At 58.9% G+C, this 21840-nt stretch carries 26 protein-coding genes; 14 read left to right on the forward strand and 12 right to left on the reverse strand.

Annotation, left to right across the window (positions count from 1 at the left end; translation table 11 throughout):
* The first annotated feature begins 2 nt into the window (after positions 1 to 2).
* Positions 3 to 848, forward strand: a complete 846-nt coding sequence (locus K3754_RS01960; RefSeq protein WP_259940426.1) for a mechanosensitive ion channel family protein — start codon at positions 3 to 5, stop codon at positions 846 to 848.
* Positions 849 to 903: 55 nt separating this feature from the next.
* Here K3754_RS01960 and K3754_RS01965 read toward each other — a convergent pair whose 3' ends face one another.
* A complete protein-coding gene (locus K3754_RS01965) occupies positions 904 to 1392 on the reverse strand; it encodes a peroxiredoxin (protein ID WP_203209288.1) in 489 nt (162 codons plus the stop codon).
* 90 nt (positions 1393 to 1482) lie between these two features.
* Between K3754_RS01965 and K3754_RS01970 the strand changes: the two genes are divergently transcribed.
* Together K3754_RS01970 and rsmD are read left to right on the forward strand one after the other, a co-directional pair.
* The gene (locus tag K3754_RS01970; protein ID WP_259940430.1) at positions 1483 to 2691 is read left to right on the forward strand and encodes an NAD(P)/FAD-dependent oxidoreductase; all 1209 of its coding nucleotides are present in this window, start codon (positions 1483 to 1485) and stop codon (positions 2689 to 2691) included.
* Positions 2688 to 3248 (forward strand): 16S rRNA (guanine(966)-N(2))-methyltransferase RsmD, encoded by a 561-nt coding sequence (rsmD, locus tag K3754_RS01975; protein WP_259940432.1) that lies wholly within the window; start codon positions 2688 to 2690, stop codon positions 3246 to 3248. The genes K3754_RS01970 and rsmD overlap by 4 nt, the downstream gene beginning before the upstream one ends.
* On the opposite strand, the gene K3754_RS01980 is transcribed toward rsmD, so the two are convergent.
* The 3 genes from K3754_RS01980 to sfsA form a co-directional block, all read right to left on the reverse strand.
* Positions 3245 to 4456: a PLP-dependent aminotransferase family protein gene (locus tag K3754_RS01980; RefSeq protein WP_259940434.1), complete on the reverse strand. Its 1212-nt coding sequence runs from the start codon at positions 4454 to 4456 to the stop codon at positions 3245 to 3247. The genes rsmD and K3754_RS01980 overlap by 4 nt on opposite strands.
* A 142-nt stretch (positions 4457 to 4598) precedes the next feature.
* The gene (map, locus tag K3754_RS01985; RefSeq protein ID WP_231024207.1) at positions 4599 to 5411 is read right to left on the reverse strand and encodes a type I methionyl aminopeptidase; all 813 of its coding nucleotides are present in this window, start codon (positions 5409 to 5411) and stop codon (positions 4599 to 4601) included.
* A 31-nt stretch (positions 5412 to 5442) separates the two neighbouring features.
* Complete coding sequence (gene sfsA, locus K3754_RS01990; RefSeq protein WP_259940437.1) at positions 5443 to 6159, reverse strand: DNA/RNA nuclease SfsA; 717 nt, start codon at positions 6157 to 6159, stop codon at positions 5443 to 5445.
* 47 nt (positions 6160 to 6206) lie between these two features.
* On the opposite strand from sfsA, the gene K3754_RS01995 reads away from it, so the two are divergent.
* The 4 genes from K3754_RS01995 to K3754_RS02010 are packed head-to-tail and all read left to right on the forward strand — an operon-like array spanning position 6207 to position 9196.
* Positions 6207 to 6926, forward strand: a complete 720-nt coding sequence (locus K3754_RS01995; protein WP_203209282.1) for a molybdopterin-binding protein — start codon at positions 6207 to 6209, stop codon at positions 6924 to 6926.
* Positions 6923 to 7642, forward strand: a complete 720-nt coding sequence (locus tag K3754_RS02000; protein WP_259940440.1) for a GNAT family N-acetyltransferase — start codon at positions 6923 to 6925, stop codon at positions 7640 to 7642. The genes K3754_RS01995 and K3754_RS02000 overlap by 4 nt, the downstream gene beginning before the upstream one ends.
* Before the next feature lie 13 nt (positions 7643 to 7655).
* Entirely contained in the window at positions 7656 to 8225 is a 570-nt protein-coding gene (locus tag K3754_RS02005; RefSeq protein WP_259940442.1) for a peroxidase-related enzyme, read from the forward strand.
* The gene (locus K3754_RS02010; RefSeq protein WP_259940444.1) at positions 8222 to 9196 is read left to right on the forward strand and encodes an OmpA family protein; all 975 of its coding nucleotides are present in this window, start codon (positions 8222 to 8224) and stop codon (positions 9194 to 9196) included. The genes K3754_RS02005 and K3754_RS02010 overlap by 4 nt, the downstream gene beginning before the upstream one ends.
* 70 nt (positions 9197 to 9266) lie before the next feature.
* Here K3754_RS02010 and K3754_RS02015 read toward each other — a convergent pair whose 3' ends face one another.
* The 3 genes from K3754_RS02015 to K3754_RS02025 all read right to left on the reverse strand — a co-directional run bounded on the left by K3754_RS02015 (position 9267) and on the right by K3754_RS02025 (position 13364).
* The gene (locus K3754_RS02015) at positions 9267 to 10172 is read right to left on the reverse strand and encodes a LysR family transcriptional regulator (protein ID WP_203209278.1); all 906 of its coding nucleotides are present in this window, start codon (positions 10170 to 10172) and stop codon (positions 9267 to 9269) included.
* A 145-nt stretch (positions 10173 to 10317) separates the two neighbouring features.
* Entirely contained in the window at positions 10318 to 11259 is a 942-nt protein-coding gene (locus tag K3754_RS02020) for a CorA family divalent cation transporter (protein WP_259940446.1), read from the reverse strand.
* Positions 11260 to 11336: 77 nt separating this feature from the next.
* The gene (locus K3754_RS02025; RefSeq protein ID WP_259940448.1) at positions 11337 to 13364 is read right to left on the reverse strand and encodes an NADPH-dependent 2,4-dienoyl-CoA reductase; all 2028 of its coding nucleotides are present in this window, start codon (positions 13362 to 13364) and stop codon (positions 11337 to 11339) included.
* Positions 13365 to 13489: 125 nt separating this feature from the next.
* Between K3754_RS02025 and K3754_RS02030 the strand changes: the two genes are divergently transcribed.
* The 3 genes from K3754_RS02030 to K3754_RS02040 are packed head-to-tail and all read left to right on the forward strand — an operon-like array spanning position 13490 to position 14912.
* Positions 13490 to 13960 (forward strand): GNAT family N-acetyltransferase, encoded by a 471-nt coding sequence (locus K3754_RS02030; protein WP_203209275.1) that lies wholly within the window; start codon positions 13490 to 13492, stop codon positions 13958 to 13960.
* Complete coding sequence (locus K3754_RS02035) at positions 13957 to 14439, forward strand: RNA pyrophosphohydrolase (RefSeq protein ID WP_203209274.1); 483 nt, start codon at positions 13957 to 13959, stop codon at positions 14437 to 14439. Before K3754_RS02030 ends, K3754_RS02035 begins: the two co-directional genes overlap by 4 nt.
* A complete protein-coding gene (locus tag K3754_RS02040; RefSeq protein ID WP_259940454.1) occupies positions 14436 to 14912 on the forward strand; it encodes a hypothetical protein in 477 nt (158 codons plus the stop codon). The genes K3754_RS02035 and K3754_RS02040 overlap by 4 nt, the downstream gene beginning before the upstream one ends.
* On the opposite strand, the gene K3754_RS02045 is transcribed toward K3754_RS02040, so the two are convergent.
* Genes K3754_RS02045 through nth form a run of 3 tightly spaced genes read right to left on the reverse strand, consistent with a single transcriptional unit; the run spans position 14909 to position 17135 of the window.
* Entirely contained in the window at positions 14909 to 15502 is a 594-nt protein-coding gene (locus K3754_RS02045; RefSeq protein ID WP_259940456.1) for a GNAT family N-acetyltransferase, read from the reverse strand. The two genes, K3754_RS02040 and K3754_RS02045, sit on opposite strands and share 4 nt — an antisense overlap.
* Positions 15499 to 16494 carry an adenosine kinase gene (locus tag K3754_RS02050; RefSeq protein WP_203209271.1) on the reverse strand — a complete coding sequence of 332 codons (996 nt, stop codon included), beginning with the start codon at positions 16492 to 16494 and terminating at the stop codon, positions 15499 to 15501. Before K3754_RS02050 ends, K3754_RS02045 begins: the two co-directional genes overlap by 4 nt.
* A complete protein-coding gene (gene nth, locus K3754_RS02055) occupies positions 16491 to 17135 on the reverse strand; it encodes an endonuclease III (protein WP_259940461.1) in 645 nt (214 codons plus the stop codon). Before nth ends, K3754_RS02050 begins: the two co-directional genes overlap by 4 nt.
* A gap of 110 nt (positions 17136 to 17245) precedes the next feature.
* Between nth and K3754_RS02060 the strand changes: the two genes are divergently transcribed.
* From K3754_RS02060 to K3754_RS02070, 3 genes are all read left to right on the forward strand, one after another.
* Positions 17246 to 18115, forward strand: a complete 870-nt coding sequence (locus K3754_RS02060; RefSeq protein WP_259940463.1) for a bifunctional helix-turn-helix domain-containing protein/methylated-DNA--[protein]-cysteine S-methyltransferase — start codon at positions 17246 to 17248, stop codon at positions 18113 to 18115.
* Positions 18116 to 18238: 123 nt separating this feature from the next.
* Positions 18239 to 18907, forward strand: a complete 669-nt coding sequence (locus K3754_RS02065; RefSeq protein ID WP_203209268.1) for an OmpA family protein — start codon at positions 18239 to 18241, stop codon at positions 18905 to 18907.
* A gap of 115 nt (positions 18908 to 19022) precedes the next feature.
* Complete coding sequence (locus K3754_RS02070; protein ID WP_203209267.1) at positions 19023 to 19559, forward strand: NADPH-dependent FMN reductase; 537 nt, start codon at positions 19023 to 19025, stop codon at positions 19557 to 19559.
* On the opposite strand, the gene K3754_RS02075 is transcribed toward K3754_RS02070, so the two are convergent.
* The gene (locus K3754_RS02075) at positions 19556 to 19972 is read right to left on the reverse strand and encodes a VOC family protein (protein WP_203209266.1); all 417 of its coding nucleotides are present in this window, start codon (positions 19970 to 19972) and stop codon (positions 19556 to 19558) included. The two genes, K3754_RS02070 and K3754_RS02075, sit on opposite strands and share 4 nt — an antisense overlap.
* A 26-nt stretch (positions 19973 to 19998) precedes the next feature.
* Between K3754_RS02075 and K3754_RS02080 the strand changes: the two genes are divergently transcribed.
* On the forward strand, positions 19999 to 20796 hold the full coding sequence (locus K3754_RS02080; RefSeq protein ID WP_259940466.1) for a MaoC family dehydratase N-terminal domain-containing protein: 798 nt from the start codon (positions 19999 to 20001) through the stop codon (positions 20794 to 20796).
* Between the two features lie 9 nt (positions 20797 to 20805).
* On the opposite strand, the gene K3754_RS02085 is transcribed toward K3754_RS02080, so the two are convergent.
* A complete protein-coding gene (locus K3754_RS02085) occupies positions 20806 to 21837 on the reverse strand; it encodes an FAD-binding oxidoreductase (RefSeq protein ID WP_259940468.1) in 1032 nt (343 codons plus the stop codon).
* Positions 21838 to 21840: the final 3 nt, after the last annotated feature.

Below are 21840 nucleotides of genomic sequence, written 5' to 3' on the forward strand. Positions count from 1 at the left end.
AAATGGAAAACCTGATGAACACCGAAGTTTGGCAAGGCAAAACCATTGGTGATTTGCTGACCATCGAATTTCTCGCCAGCGCGGTCGGCTCAGTCATGGGCGCACTTGCGATCCTGCTTTTGGGTTGGATAGTGTCGAAATGGCTTCAGGGCCGGGTGCAACAGCTGGGCAAGAACAACAAGCATCTCGATGAGATGCTGTTTGATTTCCTGGCCTCGATCGTGCGCTATGTTGTGCTTGGCTTTACCGTCCTGTTTGTTCTTAACACGTTTGGCGTGCAGACAACATCGGTTGTCGCGGTCATCGGTGCTGCGGGTCTGGCCATCGGGCTGGCGCTGCAGGGCACTCTGTCCAATGTTGCGGCGGGCGTGATGCTGATCCTGTTCCGTCCGATCAAGATCGGCGATTTTGTCGAGGTCGCAGGCGAGATGGGGACAGTGAAACAGATCAACCTGAATTTTACCGAACTGGCCGACCTCAGCAACGTGCAGGTGATCGTGCCCAATTCCGAAGTCTGGGGCAATGTGATCACCAATTATTCCGTCAATCAAAAGCGCCGCGCCGAGTGGACCTTTGGTGTGGGCTATGGTGCCAATCTCAAGACCGCAGAGGGGATCATCCGCGATACGATCATGGGCGACAGCCGGTCTCACTCAGACCCCGAACCGTTCATTCAGGTGACAAATCTGGGCGACAGTTCGGTTGATTTTCTGGTGCGGGTTTGGTGCGATGCATCCGATTACTTTGCGTTCAAGGCCGACATGACCCGCAAAGTCAAAGAGGCGATGGACGAGGGCGGTGTCGATATCCCGTTCCCAACCCGGACGATTGTTCAAGCGGCGGAATGATACGCCGGACAAGCCACAAGCATCGGGGCGCAGGCAAACTGCGCCCCGTTTTTCTTTACATGTTTTCCAGCAGGCCTTCGCCACCTGACAGATCGCAGACACCGGCCTGAATCTCGGGCTGGAACAACGTTACCTTGCCGTCATCGACCAGCATCGCGTAACGCTTGGAACGTGACATCAGCCCGGCTGGAGCGGCGTCAAATTCCATGCCGATGGCCTTGGTAAATTCAGATTGCGCATCGGCCAGCATGGTGATCCCAGCAGCCGTGGCACCCGTTGCCTCGCCCCAGGCTTGCATCACAAAAGGATCGTTACAGGACACGCAGATGATCTCATCCACGCCTTTGGCATCGTATTGATCCTTGGTGCGCACAAAGCTGGGAACATGCGCGGAATGGCATGTCGGGGTAAAGGCACCGGGCACAGCAAAGATCACAACCTTACGGCCCTTGACTTTGTCGGCCATTTTCACGGGCGTTGGCCCCTCAGCGCCCATTTGCACCAGCGTGGCGTCGGGCAGCGTGTCCCCTTGTGAGATTGTCATCAGCTAGACCTTTCATGACATTGCGTTTGCTATGTCGCTCAATATAGGTTTCCGGCGACAGGCGACCAGCGAATTCGGGAGAATGAAACCATGGGCCAAGTAATCGTGATCGGAGCAGGGCAGGCAGGTGCCTCTTGCGTGGCCAAGCTGCGCAACAATGGCTTTGAAGGGGGCATCACACTCATCGGGGCCGAGCCGGTGCCGCCCTATCAACGGCCACCGCTAAGCAAGGCCTATTTGCTGGGAGAAATGAGTTTGGACCGCCTTTTCCTGCGGCCAGAGAGCTTCTACGGGGAACATGATATCACTCTGCGTATGGGGCAGAGTGTGGATGCGATTGATACCGCCGCTCAAACCGTGACACTGGGCGATGAAGTGCTGCCCTACGACGATCTGGTGCTGACCACTGGGTCTGTTCCGAACCGTTTGCCTGTGGCCATTGGTGGCGATCTGGATGGGGTGTTCACCGTGCGTGATTTGGCGGACGTGGACGCCATGGCACCGCGATTTACCGAAGGGGCGCGGGTGCTGATTGTCGGGGGTGGATATATCGGGCTTGAAGCGGCGGCGGTGGCGGCCAAGCTGGGGCTCAAGGTGACATTGGTCGAAATGGCCGACCGCATCCTGCAACGGGTCGCCGCGCCCGAGACCAGCGATTTCTTCCGTGATCTGCATCGCTCGCATGGGGTCGAAATTCTTGAGGGTGTGGGATTGGATCATCTGACCGGAACTGGCGCGGTGAGCGGGGCGAAGCTGACCGATGGCTCCGAGATCGCGGCGGATTTTGTGATTGTGGGCGTCGGCATACGCCCCGGCACCGCATTGGCCGAGGCGGCAGGCATTGAGATCGACAACGGGATCAAGGTGGATGCGCATGGGCGAACCTCCGCTGCGCATGTCTGGGCGGCCGGGGATTGCACGTCTTTCCCTTATCAAGGCGGACGTATCCGGCTCGAATCGGTGCCCAACGCAATTGAACAAGCAGAATGCGTCGCGCAGAACATCATGGGCGCAGCCGAGGATTATCTGGCAAAGCCGTGGTTCTGGTCGGACCAATACGACGTGAAATTGCAGATCGGCGGGCTGAACACGGGGTATGACAGGGTCGTCACGCGGCGCGCCGAAGAAGACAGCGTCAGCTTTTGGTATTATCAGGGCGATCAGCTTTTGGCAGTGGATGCGATGAACGATCCGCGCGGCTATATGGTTGGGAAACGCCTGATTGAGGGCGGCAAATCCCCAGATCCGGCTCTGATCGAAGATCCAGCGACCAATCTGAAGGCGCTTTTGAAGGCGTGAGGATCATCGCGGGCAAATTTCGGGGCACAGCGCTGGCCAATGTTGGCAAGGGGGATGCCGCGGCGCATTTGCGTCCGACCTCAGACAGGGTGCGGGAAAGCCTGTTTTCAATGCTGACCCACCATGACGTAATTCATGGAGCGCGGGTGCTTGACCTTTTTGCGGGCACCGGAGCCTTGGGGCTTGAGGCCTTGTCGCGCGGTGCGGCAGAGGTCTGTTTTGTGGAGAATGGCCGCGCCGGGCAAAAGCTTCTACGCGAGAACATTGAAAAACTGCGGGCGGAGGGAGAGACAACCCTCATGCGCAACGACGCAACACGGCTCGGCCCTTGGCCCAATGCCCGGTTTGATCTGGTGTTTCTGGATCCGCCCTATGGCAAGGGCATGGGCCAGACCGCGCTGGCGGCTGCGCGTGCAGGGGGGTACTTGGCCCCCGATGCGATGATCGTCTGGGAGGAAAACGCCCCGATGAACGCGCCCGAGGGGTTTGAGCGGATCGACAAACGCAAATATGGTGACACCCACGTGACGTTGCTGCGCCACGTGGTGGCAGGTTAAAGCGCTGCGCGAATGGCCGCGCCGAGCCGGGTGATTCCTTCGGCGATCTGGGCGTCATCGGCCAGAGAGAAACTGAGCCGGAGGGTGTTCTTGCCGGACCGATCCGCAAAGAATGCCTGGCCCGGGACAAAGGCCACGCGCTGTGTCTCAAGCGATTGGCGCAACAGTTCGCCGCCGTCCATGTGCTTGGGCAAGGTGAGCCAGACAAACATGCCGCCTTCGGGTTTGGTCCATGTCACACCATCGGGCATCTGTGCCTCCAGTGCGGAAAGCATCGCATCGCGGCGGGCGGTGTAGGTCTGGCGCAGCTTTGCGGTGTGTTCCTCGAAAATCGTGTTGGCAACCTCCGCGATCGCCATTTGGTTGATGGTAGATGAATGCAGATCGCTGGCCTGTTTCATCAGCACCAGCCGCGAGATGACATCTGCCGCACCGCAGATCCAGCCAACCCGCAATCCGGGGGCAAGCGATTTGGAGAAGCTGCCGCAATAAAGGGTCCGGCAGGCGTCTATCGAGCCCTTGCGTGCCACTTCCAAAGCCAGCACTGGCGGGATCGGATCCCCATCAAAGCGCAGCGCCTGATAGGCGGCATCTTCGATCACCGCAATGTCCAGATCATCGGCCAGATCCAGAATGTTCTCACGGGCCGTTTGGTCAAGCGTTTCGCCGGTCGGGTTGGCAAAATCCACGGACATATAGGCAAATTTGACCCGCCCGCCGTTGTCTTTGGCGGTTTGGGCGTAGTCTTCGGCGGATCGGTTGCCGCCGGGGATCAGCCGGTCATAATGCGGCTCATAGGCGTTGAACGCTCCCAATGCGCCCAGATAGGTCGGCCAACCCAGTAGGGCGGTGTCATTGGGGGACAGCATCAGTTTGCCCAGATAATCCAGCGCCTGTTGCGAGCCGGAGGTGATCAGGACGTTGTCGCGGGTACAGGGCACGCCGATCTCGGTCATTTTTCCCACAATCCAGTCGCGCAGCGGGCCGTAACCTTCGGAAACCGAATATTGCAAAGCAGTGCTTTGGTTCTCGGGCGACAGCGCATTGCCAAGCGCCTTTTGAAAGGCCTCGGTCGGGAACAGCGCTGGATCGGGAATACCGCCGGCAAAGGAAATGATGTCCGGCTGATCCAGCAGCTTGAGCAATTCACGGATCTCGCTGGCCTTCATCCGGTCCATGCGGGTTGCAAAAATGTCCTGCCAATTCATGTGACGTTCTCCCAATTTTCGGCAAATGAACACGATTCTATAATTATGGCAACATTTCTTACCTAAAGAGGCGAGAAAACCACAAATGCAAAATGCCGCGCTTTGATGGGCGCGGCATTCCGAAAACCTGGTCTGATGGGACTTAACCGTAGGTTGGGTGAAACTTGTTGGCCGGTGACAGGGTGAAAATCTCAACCCCGTCTTCGGTCACGCCCACCGAATGTTCAAATTGCGCTGACAGTGATTTGTCACGTGTCACGGCGGTCCAATCATCGGCCAACGTCTTGGTTTCGGCACGGCCCAGATTGACCATCGGCTCAATGGTAAAGAACATGCCCGGTTCCAAAACCGCGCCCGTGCCGGGGCGACCGTAATGCAGAACGTTGGGCGGCGAATGGAACACCCGGCCCAGGCCATGACCGCAGAAATCGGTCACAACGCTCATCCGGTGACCTTCGACAAAGCTTTGGATCGCGTGGCCGATATCACCAAATGTATTGCCCGGTTTCACAACAGAAATCCCGCGCATCAGGCTGTCGTGGGTCACCTCGATCAGCCGTTCGGCCTTGCGCGGCAGTTTGCCCGCGACATACATCCGCGAGGTGTCACCGTACCAGCCGTCCACGATCACGGTCACGTCGATGTTCAGGATGTCCCCGTCTTTCAGCTTTTTGTCGCCCGGAATGCCGTGGCAGACCACGTGATTGACCGAGATACAGCTGGCGTGTTTGTAGCCCTTGTAACCGATGGTGGCGGATTTGGCGCCTGCGGCCTTGACCTTGTCTTCGATGATTCGGTCCAGTTCGCCCGTGGTTTGGCCAACGGTCACATGTTCTGCGATCTCATCGAGAATGGTCGCCGCCAGTTTGCCCGCGGCATGCATGCCGGCGAAATCCGAAGGGTCGTAAATGCGAATGCCGTCTTTCGTCTGGCGGCCACGGTGTTGATCGTTCACCGGTTTCTCCATCTTTTAGGGTCGGCCTCTCTTACATCGCCGGGCGGCCAAGGGCCAGAGGCGCAGCAAGAGTTACCTCTTGAGGGGTGATATGGGTGCCGATGCACAGGGTTTCCACCCCGGCCTCGGTAGCCTCTGCATGGGCGGCGGCATAGGCGGGGTCGATGTCACCTGCCATCGCGACATGGGTGCAATCGGTCCGTTGCACCAGATAAAGCAGGACCGCACGGTGCCCCTGGCGGGCCATTTGCGCCAGTTCACCCAGATGTTTGGTGCCCCTTGCCGTGACACTGTCAGGAAATTCCGCCAGTCCCGATTGGCGCGATAGGGTCACGCTTTTGACCTCGACATAGGCGTCGGGCAGGCCGCTTTCGCTCAGCAGAAAGTCTATGCGGGATTTCTCGCCATATTTCACTTCGGCCCGCACGTTAATGTAATCCGCCAGCGCTGCGATCTGCCCGCCTTGCAAAGCGGCCCGCACTGCGCGGTTCGGCAATGCGGTATCGACGCCGGTGAAATGGCCGTTTTCATGATCTACAAGGCGCCAACCGAATTTCAGCTTTTTCTTGGGATCATCGTTGGGCTCAAGCCAGATGCGGCTTCCGGGTTCGGCCAGACCCATCATGGAGCCGGGATTGGCACAATGGGCCGTTACCTCGGCCCCCGATTCCTCCAAGGTACAATCGGCCAGAAACCTTTTGTAACGGCGGATCAGGCGGGCGGGGACAAGATCGGTTTGAAAGCGCATGTATGCGGGCCTATACCGACAAGAGCACATGCTCAAGGAACTTGCCCATGACCAACCCAACAGCCGCGATGCTGGTGATCGGAGATGAAATTCTGTCTGGCCGCACCCGCGATTCAAACATGTATCATCTGGCAGGAGAACTGACCAACGCCGGCATCGACCTCAAAGAAGTGCGTGTGGTCGGGGACGAGCGCGGGACCATCATCGCAGCGGTGCAGGCGCTGTCCAATGCGCATGACTATGTCTTTACCTCTGGCGGTATCGGCCCAACCCACGATGACATCACCGCGGATTGCATTGCGGCGGCTTTTGATCGCGCGATTGATGTGCGGGATGACGCGCGGGCCATCCTGGCGGAACATTACGCCAAATCCGGAACCGAGCTGAACTCTGCGCGGCTGCGCATGGCGCGTATCCCCGACGGGGCGGAGTTGATCGAAAATCCGGTTTCGGCCGCGCCGGGGTTCAAGCTTGAAAATGTGCATGTGATGGCTGGTGTCCCTTCGGTGTTTCAGGCGATGGTGCAATCAGTTCTGCCCACATTGACAGGCGGTGCACCCTTGATCAGCAAGACACTGCGTGTGGACCGGGGCGAAGGGGATATTGCCGGACCTTTGGGTGAGCTGGCAGAGAAATTCCCGTTGCTGTCCATGGGATCTTACCCGTTTCAGAAAGACGGCAAATATGGTGCACATGTGGTGATCCGCGGCAATGATCCGGATGCGGTGGATGCGGCCATTGCCGAGCTTGAGGCGATATTTAGATGACACCGACAACGGAACAATTGTTCAGGGCCAGCGACGAGACCTGGCCTGCGGCAAGGGTCTGGAACCAAGGTCCATGGACCTTGCGCGAGGGCAAGGGGGGCGGCAAACGTGTGTCAGCAGCCACGGCCAACGGTCCGGTGACAGAGGCGGACATCGAAGCGGCAGAGGATGCGATGCGAAGCATTGGCCAGACCCCGCTTTTCATGTTGCGTGAGGATGAGGACCGGCTGGACGGGTTGTTGGCTGGCAAAGGATATGACGTCGTTGATCCGGTCACAATCTATACGCTCCCGATCGAGCGACTGACGGACAAGCCGATCCCGCGCGTGACCGCCTTTGCCGTCTGGGAACCCCTGGCGATCATGACCGAAATCTGGGCCGCGGGCGGGATTGGTCCGGCGCGTCTGGATGTGATGGCGCGGGCTAAGGTCAAAACCGGTATTTTTTCGCGCTGGAACGAGATGCCCGGCGGTGTGGCTTTTGCCGCCGTCCATGACGGGATCTGCATGGTCCATGCTGTCGAGGTGCGCCCCGAACAGCGCCGTCAGGGTGTTGCCGACTGGATGATGCGCAAGGCGGCGTTCTGGGGTCAGGAACAGGGGGCAAGCCATCTGGCGGTGCTTTGCGTCAAGCAGAATGAAGGGGCCAATGCGCTATATCGCGCACTGGGCTTTGCCCCGGCAGGCGGTTATCATTACCGCCAACACCCTGCCTGAGGAGATACCGCAGATGGCCGATACCATGCCGACCGCCCTTGACCTGCCGATGGTTGATCCATTGCCCGAGGCCACGCAGAAATATTTCGATGTGTGTCAGGAAAAGCTGGGCATGATTCCGAATGTCCTTCGGGCCTATGCCTTTGATATTGAAAAGCTGAACAGCTTTACCGCGATGTACAACGATTTGATGCTGGGGGCCTCTGAACTGTCCAAGCTGGAGCGGGAGATGATCGCGGTGGCGGTGTCTTCGGTCAACAAATGCTACTACTGCCTTGTGGCGCATGGGGCTGCGGTGCGTGAATTGTCGGGTGATCCGCAATTGGGCGAGGCGCTGGTGATGAATTACAAGGTGGCCAAGGTCACGGACAAACAGCGTGCGATGCTGGACTTCGCGGTCAAGCTTACCAAGGAGAGCGCCAATGTGGTTGAGACAGACCGTCAAGCCCTGCGCGATGCCGGTTTTTCCGATCGGGACATTTGGGACATCGCCAGCGTTGCGGCGTTCTTTAACATGACCAACCGCGTGGCAAGCGCGTCGGATATGCGCCCCAACGAAGAATACCACGCGCAGGCGCGATGACGCGGCGCTTTGCCTGTCTTATCGGTGCCGCGTTTTGTGCGGCATTGATGGCCGGGCCGGTGCTTGCGCTTGATCTGGCCTTGCCCGTCAACGCCCGCCCCACGGTTGAGCGCAATACATCACCCGATCTTTACGCCGCCCCCATTGGGGTGTTTGAGGCCGGAAAGGTGCCTGTGCTGTCGGTCGAAGGTGATGTGCGGCGCGGTGCCTGGCGGCTTGGCTCACCTGGGTTGACGCCATTGCAGGTGATTGTCCCGCTGCGCAGACAGCTTGTCGATGCCGGATTTGAAATACTGCTGGATTGTGCCAGCGCCGCATGCGGCGGGTTCGATTTCCGGTTCGCCACAGAAACCCTGCCCGGACCAAATATGTATGTGAACATCAGGGCATTTCACTTTGTCACGGCGGTACGCAAAACAAATGGCACGGTGCAGGAAGTTGTGACCGTTCTCAGCAGCACGTCTGCCACATCTGCCTATATCCAGATTATTCAAGCGGGCGCTTTGGCAGAGCGGACCACAAGCGTCACGGCCAAGGCCGAGGTGCCTGTACCCGTAGGAGAGGCTGGACCTTCTCGTCCAACTGCTCAAGGGGATCTGGCCTCTGCCCTGCTGAACGCGGGTCATGCCGTTTTGTCAGATCTCGATTTTGACACCGGGACAACGTCATTGGGGCAAGGGCCGTTCGCAAGCCTGCAGGCCTTGGCAGAATTGATGCGCGATCAACCGGATCTCAGGCTGGCACTGGTGGGACATACGGATTCTGTTGGTGGATTGCAGGCCAACATCAATATCTCACGGGAACGGGCACAATCGGTGCGGCAGCGGCTGATCGACGTGCACAGCATCTCTCCCTCACGGCTGGAGGCGGAGGCCGTCGGTTATCTTTCCCCCATCGCCACAAACCGGACCGAAGCGGGGCGCACCCACAATCGCCGTGTCGAGGCGGTGCTGCTGCCTGCGCCCAATTGAGCAGACAAAAAGGCCCGGCAACCAGTGGATGGATGCCGGGCGAAGTTTCACCGAGGGGATTGGTGTTTCGTTACCAGTCGCTTGGGCCTTTTTCGGCAAAGGCATGGACCAGAAAATCGATAAAGGCGCGGACCTTGGGCTGGGTAAACCGGCCGGGTGGGTAGACCGCGTAGATGCCTTGGGTTTCCATTGGCAGATCGGGGATTGCGTCCTCGACCAGACCTTGCGCCATCGCGTCGGAGTAAAGGAAGCTTGGCAAATAGGCGATGCCGAGACCCGAGATCGCCGCGTTCAAGAGGCTCTGCCCGTCGTTCACAGACAGCCAGCCCGCGGTGCGCACCTGGCGTTTCTCGCCAGATGGGGCGGTCAGTTTCCAGACATTTCCCGACGATTGGTTGGAGTAATGCAGCAGCTTGTGATCATTCAGATCGTCGATCTTTTCGGGCCGGCCGTATTCTTCAAAATACTTTGGGCTGGCGATCATGCGTTTGGTGGTTTCCGTCAGCTTGCGGGCCCGCAAGGTGCTGTCTTCCAGCTCACCGATGCGGACGGCCATGTCAAAGCCTTCGCTGATCAGCTCAACATAGCGGTTGTTCAGCACCATGTTCACCGTAATGTCCGGGAAATCGCTGAGGAATTCCGACAGCGCCGGTGACAGGTGGTTGACCCCAAAATCCGTGGCCACCGAAATGCGCAGCAGCCCCGAAGGTGCCGATTGCATGGATGTGACCAATGCATCCGCTTCGCCGGCATCGTTCAGAACGCGGCGGGCGCGGTCATAATAGGCAAGGCCAATTTCAGTGGGCGAGACCCGCCGGGTTGTCCGGTTCAGAAGCCGCGCGCCAAGGCGTGCCTCAAGCGATGAGACGTGTTTTGAGACGGCGGATTTGGATATCCCCATCTTCTTGGCGGCATCGGTAAAGCCACCCTGATCCACCACGGTGGCAAAAGCTTCCATTTCTGTGAGGCGGTCCATTTGGGCTTCCTTCAAAATACTTGTTTCAAGGAAAAGGTATGACGCGCAATTCAGGCAGGAACGGGGCAGGGGTGGGACAGTTGCGTGGTAATTGCGGGATCGTTCATGGCATGGAAACATGGAAACAGCTGTTTCTCACCCGGAGTCAAAGCCATCTGGTAAGTTTGAGAATCAGCAGCATCACGAGGGCAAGTGCAGCCATCGAGAGGCATAGCCAGGCAAAGGCCATCGGGTTGTCCAGCCCCGGCATGCCGCCGATGTTGACGCCAAACAGCCCGGTCAGAAACCCAAGCGGCAAGAACACCCCCGCAGCCACAGACAACCGGTACCCATGCCGGGCCTGCGTGCGGGCGACAAAGAGATCGTGATCGTCTTGCACCGTCAAAAGCCGGTCGCGCAGCGCATCGAGTTCCTCAACCGCCAGTGTGGTGCGGTTCGCAAGTTCGCGCAGGCGCAGACCGTCAGGTTCGGGCATCAAAGGCAGATCAACTGCCGCCAGCTTGGTCAATGCGGTGCGCTGCGGCTCCAGATAGCGGCGCAAGCGGATCACACGCCGCCGCGTGGCGGGTAGGTCTTTGGGCGGCGGCGTGGTGTCGTCATCTAGATCCGCTTCGTAATACTCGGCCAGTTTGGCAATCTCCATTACCTCTTCCTGTACGCGCGTGGTCAGGCGTGACACCAAGGCCTCGACAAAAGCGGCCGGTGTTGCGGGCGCGGCACCTGCTTCGATACCTTGGCGGATATCCTCCAGGGCAAAGACTTTGCGCATGCGCACCGTGATGACCACATCATCATCGACCCACATCCGCACCGATACCATCTGATCGGCCGGTTGCCCCGCGTTCAGGTTGATGCCCCGCAGGTTCAACATCAGACCGTTTTCATAGGCATCGCATCGGGGGCGGGTTTCTGGCTGGATCAAGGCGCCGGCAGGAATGGCAGGCAAATGTTCGGGCAACCATTCGGTCAGCGCCGGATCATTCAGATCAAAATGCCACCAACGATAGGTGCCATCCCCCGTCAGCGCAGTATCATCTGCCGGTTTGGTGGTCCCATCGGGATAGATATCAAAGACGCAAATAGCCATGCATCTACCTTGCAAGGGAAGCGGGATGCTTGCAATGGCGGTGGCGGGGATTAGGCCCGCCACCGATTGTCATCTGGTCAAAGCGTGGCCGCCAGCCGGGTGCCTTGATCAATGGCGCGTTTGGCGTCCAGTTCCGCCGCAACATCGGCGCCGCCGATCACATGGCAGATCTTGCCTGTCGCCTCAAGCGCGTCTGCAAGGCTGCGGTCTGACAGTTGCCCGGCACACAGGACTATCGTGTCGGCCTCGACAAGCGTCGGATTTTCGCGGGCCTCGCCAAAGCTGATGTGCAGACCGCTGTCGTCGATTTTTTCGTAGTTCACACCCGCGATCATCTTGACCTCTTTCATGGTCAGTGAGGCGCGATGTATCCAACCCGTTGTCTTGCCCAGCCCTTTGCCCAGCTTACTGGTCTTGCGCTGTAGCATGGTGATCTCCCGCGCGGCAGGATGGGGTTGCGGACCTTCGGGGGCCAGTCCGCTGCGATGTTCAGCGGGATCGGCGACGCCCCATTCGCGCATCCATTCCGGCAGGTTCAGTGTTGTGCTTTCTCCGTCATGTGCCAGATGTTCGGACACGTCAAAGCCGATACCGCCAGCACCGATCACGGCGACCTTCTGGCCAACCTTGGCGCTGCCGTTCAGCACATCAATGTAGGACACGACGTTGTCGCCATTCTGGCCGGGGATCTGCGGATCGCGGGGAATAACGCCGGTTGCGATGACAACCTCGTCAAAGCCGTCCAGATCGTTCGCGGAAACTTCGTTGTTCAGTTTCACGTCAATCTTCAGATCGGCGACCATGGTGCGGTACCAATCCACAAAACCCCAGAATTCCTCTTTGCCCGCGACTTGTTTGGCCAGGTTCAACTGTCCGCCAATTTCGCTGGCCCGATCAAAGACTGTAACTTTATGCCCCCGTTGTGCCGCAGCAATGGCGGTGGACAAGCCCGCAGGACCCGCGCCCACAATGGCGATGCTTTTGGCCGCGCTCACTGGATCAAGGGTCAACTCGGTCTCGTAGCAGGCTTGCGGATTGACCAGACAGCTTGAGATTTTGCCGCCAAAGGTGTGATCCAGACAGGCCTGATTGCAGGCGATACATGGGGCGATATGGCCGGATTTCCCTGCCATTGCCTTGGCGACAAAGTCAGGGTCGGCAAGCATTGGCCGCGCCAGCGACACCATATCGGCACAGCCATCGGCGAGCACCTCTTCGGCCACCTCGGGTGTGTTGATGCGGTTGGAGGTGATCAGAGGAATACCGACCTTGCCCATCAATTTCTTGGTGACCCAGGCAAAGGCCGCACGCGGGACCGAGGTGGCGATGGTGGGAATACGCGCCTCGTGCCAGCCAATGCCGGTGTTGATGATCGTGGCACCTGCCTTTTCGATTTCCTGCGCCAGTTGCACGACCTCTTCATAAGTGGAGCCGTTGGGGATCAGATCTATCATCGACAGGCGGTAGATCAGGATGAAATCCTCGCCCACCGCCTCGCGGGTGCGGCGAACGATCTCGATAGGCAGGCGCATGCGGTTCTCGTAGGAGCCGCCCCATTCGTCGGTGCGCTTGTTGGTGTGGGTAACAAGGAACTGGTTGATGAAATACCCTTCGGAGCCCATAATCTCGACCCCGTCATAACCGGCCTGCTTGGCGCGGGCGGCACAGGCGACGATATCACTGATCTGTTTTTCGATGCCTTCTGCGTCCAGTTCCTTGGGGGCGAACATAGAGATTGGCGATTTGATCGCGGAGGGGGCAACACAATCGGGCGAAAACGCATAGCGGCCTGCATGCAGGATCTGCATTGCAATCTTGCCGCCGGCCTCATGCACGCGGCTGGTGACGATGCTGTGGTTGTCCACGTCTTGCTGGCTGACCATCATCGCCGCGCCATGCGCCACCGATCCTTCGGGGTTGGGGCCGATCCCGCCTGTGACCATCAGCCCGACATCCCCTCGCGCACGGGTCGCGTAGAATTCGGCAACACGGTTCCAGTCTTTCGTTTCTTCCAGACCGGTGTGCATTGATCCCATCAGGACACGGTTCTTGAGCGTGGTAAAGCCCAGATCAAGGGGGGCAAGCATATGGGGGTAATTGGACATGTTCGGGCCTCTCTGGCAGGACGCTGGTTGCCGGTGACAACACCTGATGTGATGCGCTAAGTCACGCGCAACGCGGCGTCACCTTTCCCGATTGGACGCCAAGGAAGGATCAGAGGCAAGGTAGAATGACAGAACTGAAAATACGGCTTGCACAGTCGCAGGATGCCGACGCACTGGGCCAGGTGATGTACGATGCGATCCATAGTGGCGCCAGCAGATACACCGCAGCGCAACGCGCGGCATGGCAATCCTCACCGAACAGCGGTGCCAAATGGGCTGAACGGTTGGCCGAGCAGGATGTTTGGCTGGCCGAAGAGGACGGCAACGCGCTCGCCTTTTTGACCCTGCGAAAGGACGGATACGTCGATATGGCCTTTGTTCGGGGCGATGCACAGGGTCGGGGGCTGTTTCGGCGGCTTTACGATCATTTGGAGGCAGCGGCGCTGGTCCAAGGGCATCAGCGGCTTTGGACCCATGCCAGCCTGATGGCGCAGCCCGCCTTTCTGGCGGTTGGCTTTCATGTTATCCGGCATGAAAGCGTGGCGCGGCATGGCGAAACGCTCGACCGTGCCGAGATGGAGAAACCCCTGCAATGACGCCAGATGAAATTGCCAAACTTCCCTATCGCCCCTGTGTGGGGGTGATGTTGATCAATGCCGATGGTGCCGCCTTTGTCGGACAGCGCAAGGACCGTGATCAGGACGCATGGCAAATGCCGCAGGGCGGTGTGGAAAAGGGCGAAGACCCCCGTGAGGCGGCGCTGCGTGAGTTGGAAGAAGAAACGGGTGTCTCGCGCGATTTGGTGCAGGTGGTGGCGGAAACCGCTGGCTGGGTGCCCTATGATTTGCCACACGACATTGTGCCCCATATCTGGAAAGGCCGGTTTCGGGGGCAGGAACAGAAATGGTTCCTGATGCGGTTTGAAGGCCGTGACGATCAGGTGAATATCGAAACAGAGCACCCAGAATTTTCGAAGTGGCGCTGGCTGCCGACCGCCGATCTGGTGCCGCAAATCGTGCCGTTCAAGCGCGCGGTGTATGAAACAGTTCTGTCCGAGTTCGAGCCGCATCTGTGATCCGCCTTCTGGCATATCTCGTTGCGATCTGCGCCCCTTTGCCTGCGCTTGCGCTGTCTTGTGCTGAACCTTCCGTTGCGCGCGGGTTCCACGCTGCCAGCGCCGCGCCCGAGACCTATGTCGTTGTACGTGGTCGGCTGTCTTTTGATGAGGGTGCATTGCCGAAGGGCATGACGGACCCCGCACCGCCGAAACAGACAAAGCTACCGGCCCGGATCACTGGCACTTCATTGTCGATGGCGGGGTTCATCCATCACTTTGATCGCGAGATAACGCTTGAGGTGCTTTGCTTTGGCCCGTGGTGCGGAGGTGCTGTGGATGGCACGGACGTGCTGGCCTTTGTCGAAAAGGCCGATGGCCGCTACACGATGACAATCGACCCATGCGGCGGCTTTGTTTACCCCAACCCCAGCGAGGATCAGATCAACACGATCCAGCAGTGTTTTCGCGGTGAAAGCTGCCTGCTGGACTAGTCGAATATCGGGACATGTGTGGCAGCACTGCGTGGCAGGGTTCCGTCCAAACGGGGATCATCGCCAATCTCGACCTTCAGATCACAGGGAATAAACCCGCTGCGGATATAGAACGGCAGGGCTTGTGGGCTGTCCATTGTACAGGTGTGGACATGAAAGCGGGAGATGTCTTGCGCCCAAGCGAGCGAGATCGCTTTGTTCATCAAGAACCGGCCTGCGCCACTGCCGATGAGGTTGGCAGTCAGCCCAAAATAGGCCAGTTCGCATGCGCCGTCTTGGCGAAAATCCAGCTCCAGCAAGGCTTCGTCTTTGCCATTTTTGCTGAGAGTGTAAAAGGCGACCTTCGGATCGTTAAGGATCGCGTTCAGATCGGCCTCTTTCATCTTGAGCCGTCCATGCCAGAGCCAATCAAAGCTGCCGACCCGTTTGAACAGATCACGATACCGGTCCAGGTCAGGTTTGATCTGTTCAAAGGTGACGCCCTTCGGCGCAGGCACAGGGCGTTCAGGCGCAGGGGTCAGCATTTCCAGATGCGTCATGACCGCTGCCACCTTGCCCGGTGGAATATCGTAGAGTCCGTCCTCAATCATGTGTCGATCAACCCTTCGGCGCGGAAGGCGGCCAGCATGTCTTGCTGTGGGCGTGGGCCGATATGGCTGATCACTTCGCCTGCGCACAGATTGCCCATCCGGCCGCAGACTTCCAGCTCGCAGCCGCGGGACAGGCCAAACAGGAAGCCGGCGGCAAATTGATCGCCTGCGCCGGTGGCGTCGACCGGGGTCACGGATTGCACAGGCACATCCACCCGTTCGCCATCGCGGATCAGGCTGACGCCATCGCCGGACCGGGTGCACACCACGATGGGGCACATGTCGGCGGTTTTGGACAGGGCCAGCTCGGTGTCATCGGTTTCAAACAGCGACCGCATCTCGGCCTCGTTGCCGATCACATAGTCCAGATCGTTCTTGATCAGGGACAGGAAATCATCGCGGTGACGTTCCACGCAAAAGGGATCGGAGATGGCGATGCCCGCCTTGCCGCCACCCGCCTTGGTGGCGCGTGCGGCCTCGCGGAATGCGGTTTTTCCGGCGTCGTGGTCAAACAGATAACCTTCAAGAAACATCAGCTTGGCATTGCCGGACACGTCGGTTGGCACATCGTCCGAATTGAGGCCTGTAGAAATACCAAGATAAGTGTTCAGCGACCGTTCCCCGTCCGGTGTGACAAAGATCATGCAGCGAGAGGTTGGCGTATCGCCATTCGCAACCGGCGGATTCACAAAGTCGATGCCGTGATCCGTCATCGCATCCGCATAAAAATGACCCAGCGCATCGTCCCGCACCCGCCCGATAAAGGCGGTTTGCATGCCAAGCGCACCTGCGCCTGCAATTGTATTGGCCACAGCGCCGCCCGGCGTCTGCACCCGTTCGTTCATCGCGGCATAAAGGACTTCGGCGCGTTCCTGTTCGATCAGCTGCATGATGCCTTTTTCGATGCCCATATGCCCCAGAAAGCTGTCGTCGGTCTGGGTGATCACATCAACAACGGCATTCCCGATGCCAACAAGTTCGTAGGTCTTCATTCAGTTTTGTCCTCAAATTGGCAAAGGTCACGGATGATACAGGTACGGCATTGCGGTTTGCGGGCCTTGCAGTGGTAACGGCCATGCAGGATGAGCCAGTGATGCGCGTGCAGCTGGAAATCAGCCGGAATGTTGTCTTCAATCGCACGCTCGACGGCGTCTACCGTTTTGCCCGGCGCAATGCCAGTGCGGTTTCCGACGCGGAAGATATGGGTATCAACGGCTTGTGCCGGTTGGCGCCACCACATGTTGAGCACCACATTGGCGGTCTTGCGCCCCACGCCGGGCAGGGATTGCAGCGCCGCGCGGCTGTTTGGCACCTCGCCGCCATAGTCATCCACGAGAATCTGGCTAAGTTTCATGACGTTCTTGGCCTTTTGACGGAACAAGCCAATCGTCTTGATATGTTCGGTCAGCCCCTCAAGGCCCAGATCCAGCATTTTCTGCGGTGTATCGGCGATTTGAAACAGGGCACGGGTGGCCTTGTTGACGCCAGCATCGGTCGCCTGCGCCGAAAGCGCCACGGCCACAACAAGTGTATAGACATTCACATGCTCCAGCTCACCCTTGGGTTCTGGGTCAGCGTCCTGAAAGCGGGTGAAAATCTCGCGGATGGTATGATAATCAAGCTGTTTTGCCATTCCATCGGTATGCGCGGAATGGGGCCGGGGGGCAAGTCTTGGCCGCGCCTCTGTGGCGAAGGCGCAAGTTTCGGGTCGCTTGGGGCGGTCTGTCTGCCTAGATTGGCAGCATGACACAGATCACGCCTATTCCCACTGCCGCCACTGATGACGGTTATCATTTTCAGGTCATGCGCCGCGCCATTGACCTGATTGATGCCTCCGAAGACATGATGCCTCTTGACCAGCTTGCGCAAAAAATGGGCATGTCGCCTGCGCATTTTCAACGTATCTTCTCCCGCTGGGTCGGCGTGTCGCCGAAACGGTATCAGCAGTATCTGATGCTTGGACAGGCCAAGCAGATGCTGCGCAGCAATGCCACGACATTGCAGGCCGCGCATGAGGTTGGGCTGTCCGGCACCGGGCGGCTGCATGACTTGTTCCTGCGTTGGGAATCGATGAGCCCGGGGGAGTTTGCCCGCAAAGGCGCGGGGCTGACGATCTATTGGGGTTGGTTCGACAGTCCCTTTGGACTGGCTTTGGTGATGGGTACGGAAAAGGGTATCTGCGGTTTGGCCTTGGCCTCCGAAATGGGAGAGCAAGCTGCAATGCAGGATCTGACTTTGCGCTGGCCCAATGCGACCTACGTCGAAGACCCGATGATGCTGCGCCCCTGGGTGCTGACCGCATTTGGCGCAAAGGACGGCGGGCTGGACAAGGCGCCCTTGTTCCTGATCGGTGCGCCGTTCCAGATCAAGGTATGGGAGGCATTGCTGACCATTCCATCCGGGGAGGTGACGACCTATTCAGACATTGCCGAATCGATCGGCAATCCGCGTGCCGTGCGGGCCGTGGGCACAGCGGTGGGTCGTAATCCTGTGTCCTGGCTGATCCCCTGCCACCGGGCATTGCGAAAGTCCGGGGCGCTTGGCGGTTATCACTGGGGCTTGCCCGTCAAACGCGCGATGCTGGCATTCGAAGCGGCCCGTGCAGAAGCGTGATCCGATGCGCGGGTTTGCGCCGACTTATTTTTCCCCCTGACTTTTTTCCGCTCATCGCCGTTATATATTGCCACATATCAAGATGCCCTGCCCGAACGGGGCCAGCAACATGAAGGCAGTAGTATGATTTCTTCCAAGCTCACATTGGCCAGCGTTTTGGCCGGCGCATTGGCGCTTTCCGCATGTACTGATCCGGGCCGGATCGGTGCGCAACCGGGTGATCCCAACCAAAAGACCAAGAACGGCGCATTGATTGGCGCAGGCGCAGGTGCCCTTCTGGGTGCGCTGTCCAAAGGCGACGGCAACCGTGGCGATGGCGCCTTGAAGGGGGCGTTGATCGGTGGCGCCTTGGGTGCTGGTGTTGGCTATGCGCTGGACCGGCAAGAGGCCGAGCTGCGCCAGCAAATGGGCAATGACGTGGTGATCACCAACACCGGTGACCGTTTGATCGTGACATTGCCGCAGGATATTCTCTTTGCCGTGGACAGTACGACCGTGCAGCCGGGGCTGATGGGCGATCTGCGGACCCTGGCAAATAGCCTGCAGTCTTATCCAAACTCCACGGTTCAGGTGATCGGGCACACAGACAGCGACGGCGACGCGGCTTATAATCAGCAGCTTTCCGAAGGGCGTGCCTATGCTGTGGCCAATGTACTTTATAGCAATGGGGTGCCGACCAGCCGTGTGCAGGCCTTTGGTCGCGGCGAAAGCCAGCCGATCGCAAGCAACCTGACCCCGGCAGGCAAAGCGCAAAACCGCCGGGTTGAGATCGTGATCCTGCCCAACGCTTGATCTGGTGTACCTCTGCAAAAACGCACAAAGCCCCTGCATATCGCGGGGGCTTCTTGCATTTTCGCGCGAAAGAACGAGATAAAGAGCACAGAGAAAACAAAATGGAATGTTAAATATGACCTCCCCCAAGTTGCTTGGCATCTCCGGCTCTTTGCGCCGCGAGGCGACAAATACCAAATTGCTGACCGAAGCAGCGCGGCTGTTCGGTAACAGTGAATACGAATTGGCTGACATCAACTTCCCGCTGTATGACGGGGATGATGAGGCAAGCACAGGTGTGCCGGCTGCGGTACAAAAGGTGGCAGATCAGATCGCGGCAGCGGATGCGGTGATCCTCTCTACCCCGGAATATAACTCCGGTCCCTCTGGCGTTCTGAAAAACGCGCTGGACTGGATCAGCCGCACAGAAGGCAACCCGTGGAACGGCAAACCTGTTGCCGTAATGTCTGCAGCGGCAGGCCGGGCCGGTGGTGTGCGGGCGCAGATGGTCTTGCGCGGCTTTATGGTGCCGTTCCGCCCGATGATCCTGCAAGGGCCAGAGATCCATCTCGCGGATTCCTCCAACGCATTTGATGAAAATGGCCAACTGATCGGCGAAATGTACACCAAGGATCTGACTGCCCTGATGCAAAGCCTGCGAGGCTTGATCTAGCCTTGCTGCTCTGAAATCTCGATCAGGTTCTGGTCGGGGTCACGGATGTAGATCGACAAAATCGGCCCTGCTGCACCGGTGCGTGCGACAGGGCCGTCTTCAATGGTGACGCCCTGCGCGGCCAAATGCTGTTGCCAGTTCTGGATCGGGGTCCGTGTCAGGAAACACAAATCGGCGCTGCCGGGGGTGGGGCAAAACGCCTTGGGTTCAAATTCTTGACCGTGTTGATGCAGGTTGATTTTTGAAATACCGAATTTCAGCGCCTGCCGAACCTCGCCTGTAGCGGTTTCAAACCTCTCCGCCCGCATGCCCAGCACGTCTTGGTAAAAGGCGACGGTTGTCGGAATACTGGCCACTGTCAGAACCAGATGATCGAGTGCATCCAAGGTGAATTTGGGTTCGGATTGCAGCATTGAGTTTCCTTCGCTAGACCAATGGCATGAATCCTGCACAGCCCAAACAGACAAGTCAAAGCGATGTCATGGACAGCGCCCGCGCCGCCGCGATGCAGGTGGCGCTGGGGCAAGGGCCGACCATCGGTGCAGGCGATGCATTGCCTCCGTTTTTTCACCAACTGTATTTTTGGGATCCGCAACCGCCCGGTGGACTTGGCCGCGATGGTCATCCGCAGGTTGGCGGGCTGATCCCTGATATGGGGTTACCGCGACGCATGTGGGCCGGGGGAAGGTTGCAGTTTCATGCGCCTTTGCGCACCGGCGCTGAGGCGGTGAAAACGTCGCAGTGCGAAAGCGCGGCCAACAAGGAGGGGCGCACTGGGCCGCTTGCCTTTGTTACGATGCGCCACGACATTCATCAAAATGGCGTTTTGTGCCTCACCGAATGGCAGGATCTGGTCTACCGAGAAGATCCCGCGCCAGATGCGATCAAACCTGCGCCGCCTGTCGCCCGGATTGATGAGGAAAGCCGTATCGCGGCCTCGTTCTCCTCAACTCTGCTGTTTCGCTATTCGGCGCTGACGTTCAACGGGCACCGCATCCACTATGATCTGGACTATGCCCGCGAGGTCGAAGGCTATGACGGATTGGTCGTTCACGGGCCGCTCTTGGCGCAAAAACTGATGTTGCTGGCCGAAGCCGAACTTGGCCCGCTGACCACGTTTCAGTTTCGGGCAACAGCCCCGCTGATGCATTTTGAAGAGGCTGAGTTTTGCCGCAAGGGGCGCGATCTCTGGGTGCGCGGGCCGGACGGACGGCAATGTATGCAGGCCCGTGCCTAGTGATTTGCCTTAAAGGTTATCCTCAACACGGAACCCATCCGGTATGGTGTCGCGCCCGTCCAACATGAGATCGGCCATAACCTGCGCCACCTTCGGGGCCATGCCAAAGCCGATTTTGAAGCCACCATTGGCGATAAAATGACCGGGGCGGTCTGGCCAAGCCCCGAGCATCGGCGCACGGCTGCGGGCACGGGGGCGGACACCGGCCCAACGTTCCAGCACCGGGGCATCACGCAAGGCGGGGACGGCCGCCCGTGCTGCTTCAATCACCCCATCAAGCTGCGCATCGGTTTGATTGGGTGTGACATACTCCCGCTCTGAAGTGGAGCCAATCGCGACTGTGCCATCATGGTGCGGAATGACATGCACGCCGCCCGCAAACAGCTGTGGCAACCCCCGCGCATCATAGCGCATCAGTGCCGCCTGACCCTTGACCCCATTGCCGACACTGCGGTGATGGTTTTCGGTCATTTCCAGCAGGCCCGCCACTCCGGTGGCCCATAGTACCTGCCTCCGATCAGGCGCATCTGCGGTGATCTCAACCCCTTTTGCGGTGAGCGCTTTCACCAAGGCATCGCAGGCCTTTCGGGGGTGCGCCAAGGCGCTGAGCGTGTCACGGATCAGCAGGCCCGATGGGGTTTGTGGCATCCAATCGGTGTCAGGGGCCGGTATCACCTCCCAAATTGCGTGATCTTGCCATAGGGCCTTGGCCGTTTCAGAGCGTCGCTGCGCCAATGCAAGCGCGGCCTCATCATTGATCGGCTGCAAACGGCCACTGCGTGCATATCCGGCATACCCGCCACCAGCGGCCTCAACTTCTGCCCAGAAATCCGGGGCCATCAGCAGACTTTCCAATTGGAAGGCCTTCTTGGAGTTCCAGTTTTCCGGCACATGCGGCGCCAAAGCACCAACCAAGCCGCCGCTGCTGCCCGAAGCGGGGCCGTTGGGATCAACCACACAGACCTTGGCGCCGCGCTGTACGCAGGCCCATGCCACCGAGAGGCCAAAAATTCCCGCCCCGCGCACCGTAATTTCGACCATTGC

It is taken from the genome of Sulfitobacter sp. M368 (genome assembly GCF_025141875.1).
GTDB lineage: Bacteria > Pseudomonadota > Alphaproteobacteria > Rhodobacterales > Rhodobacteraceae > Sulfitobacter > Sulfitobacter mediterraneus_A.

Coding starts and splice junctions, on each gene's coding strand:
- K3754_RS01960 (WP_259940426.1), top strand. CDS start 3: ATGGAAAACCTGATGAACACCGAAGTTTGGCAAGGCAAAACCATTGGT.
- K3754_RS01965 (WP_203209288.1), bottom strand. CDS start 1,392: ATGACAATCTCACAAGGGGACACGCTGCCCGACGCCACGCTGGTGCAA.
- K3754_RS01970 (WP_259940430.1), top strand. CDS start 1,483: ATGGGCCAAGTAATCGTGATCGGAGCAGGGCAGGCAGGTGCCTCTTGC.
- K3754_RS01980 (WP_259940434.1), bottom strand. CDS start 4,456: ATGAATTGGCAGGACATTTTTGCAACCCGCATGGACCGGATGAAGGCC.
- sfsA (WP_259940437.1), bottom strand. CDS start 6,159: ATGCGCTTTCAAACCGATCTTGTCCCCGCCCGCCTGATCCGCCGTTAC.
- K3754_RS01995 (WP_203209282.1), top strand. CDS start 6,207: ATGACCAACCCAACAGCCGCGATGCTGGTGATCGGAGATGAAATTCTG.
- K3754_RS02000 (WP_259940440.1), top strand. CDS start 6,923: ATGACACCGACAACGGAACAATTGTTCAGGGCCAGCGACGAGACCTGG.
- K3754_RS02005 (WP_259940442.1), top strand. CDS start 7,656: ATGGCCGATACCATGCCGACCGCCCTTGACCTGCCGATGGTTGATCCA.
- K3754_RS02010 (WP_259940444.1), top strand. CDS start 8,222: ATGACGCGGCGCTTTGCCTGTCTTATCGGTGCCGCGTTTTGTGCGGCA.
- K3754_RS02015 (WP_203209278.1), bottom strand. CDS start 10,172: ATGGACCGCCTCACAGAAATGGAAGCTTTTGCCACCGTGGTGGATCAG.
- K3754_RS02020 (WP_259940446.1), bottom strand. CDS start 11,259: ATGGCTATTTGCGTCTTTGATATCTATCCCGATGGGACCACCAAACCG.
- K3754_RS02025 (WP_259940448.1), bottom strand. CDS start 13,364: ATGTCCAATTACCCCCATATGCTTGCCCCCCTTGATCTGGGCTTTACC.
- K3754_RS02030 (WP_203209275.1), top strand. CDS start 13,490: ATGACAGAACTGAAAATACGGCTTGCACAGTCGCAGGATGCCGACGCA.
- K3754_RS02035 (WP_203209274.1), top strand. CDS start 13,957: ATGACGCCAGATGAAATTGCCAAACTTCCCTATCGCCCCTGTGTGGGG.
- K3754_RS02045 (WP_259940456.1), bottom strand. CDS start 15,502: ATGATTGAGGACGGACTCTACGATATTCCACCGGGCAAGGTGGCAGCG.
- K3754_RS02050 (WP_203209271.1), bottom strand. CDS start 16,494: ATGAAGACCTACGAACTTGTTGGCATCGGGAATGCCGTTGTTGATGTG.
- nth (WP_259940461.1), bottom strand. CDS start 17,135: ATGGCAAAACAGCTTGATTATCATACCATCCGCGAGATTTTCACCCGC.
- K3754_RS02060 (WP_259940463.1), top strand. CDS start 17,246: ATGACACAGATCACGCCTATTCCCACTGCCGCCACTGATGACGGTTAT.
- K3754_RS02065 (WP_203209268.1), top strand. CDS start 18,239: ATGATTTCTTCCAAGCTCACATTGGCCAGCGTTTTGGCCGGCGCATTG.
- K3754_RS02070 (WP_203209267.1), top strand. CDS start 19,023: ATGACCTCCCCCAAGTTGCTTGGCATCTCCGGCTCTTTGCGCCGCGAG.
- K3754_RS02075 (WP_203209266.1), bottom strand. CDS start 19,972: ATGCTGCAATCCGAACCCAAATTCACCTTGGATGCACTCGATCATCTG.
- K3754_RS02080 (WP_259940466.1), top strand. CDS start 19,999: ATGAATCCTGCACAGCCCAAACAGACAAGTCAAAGCGATGTCATGGAC.
- K3754_RS02085 (WP_259940468.1), bottom strand. CDS start 21,837: ATGGTCGAAATTACGGTGCGCGGGGCGGGAATTTTTGGCCTCTCGGTG.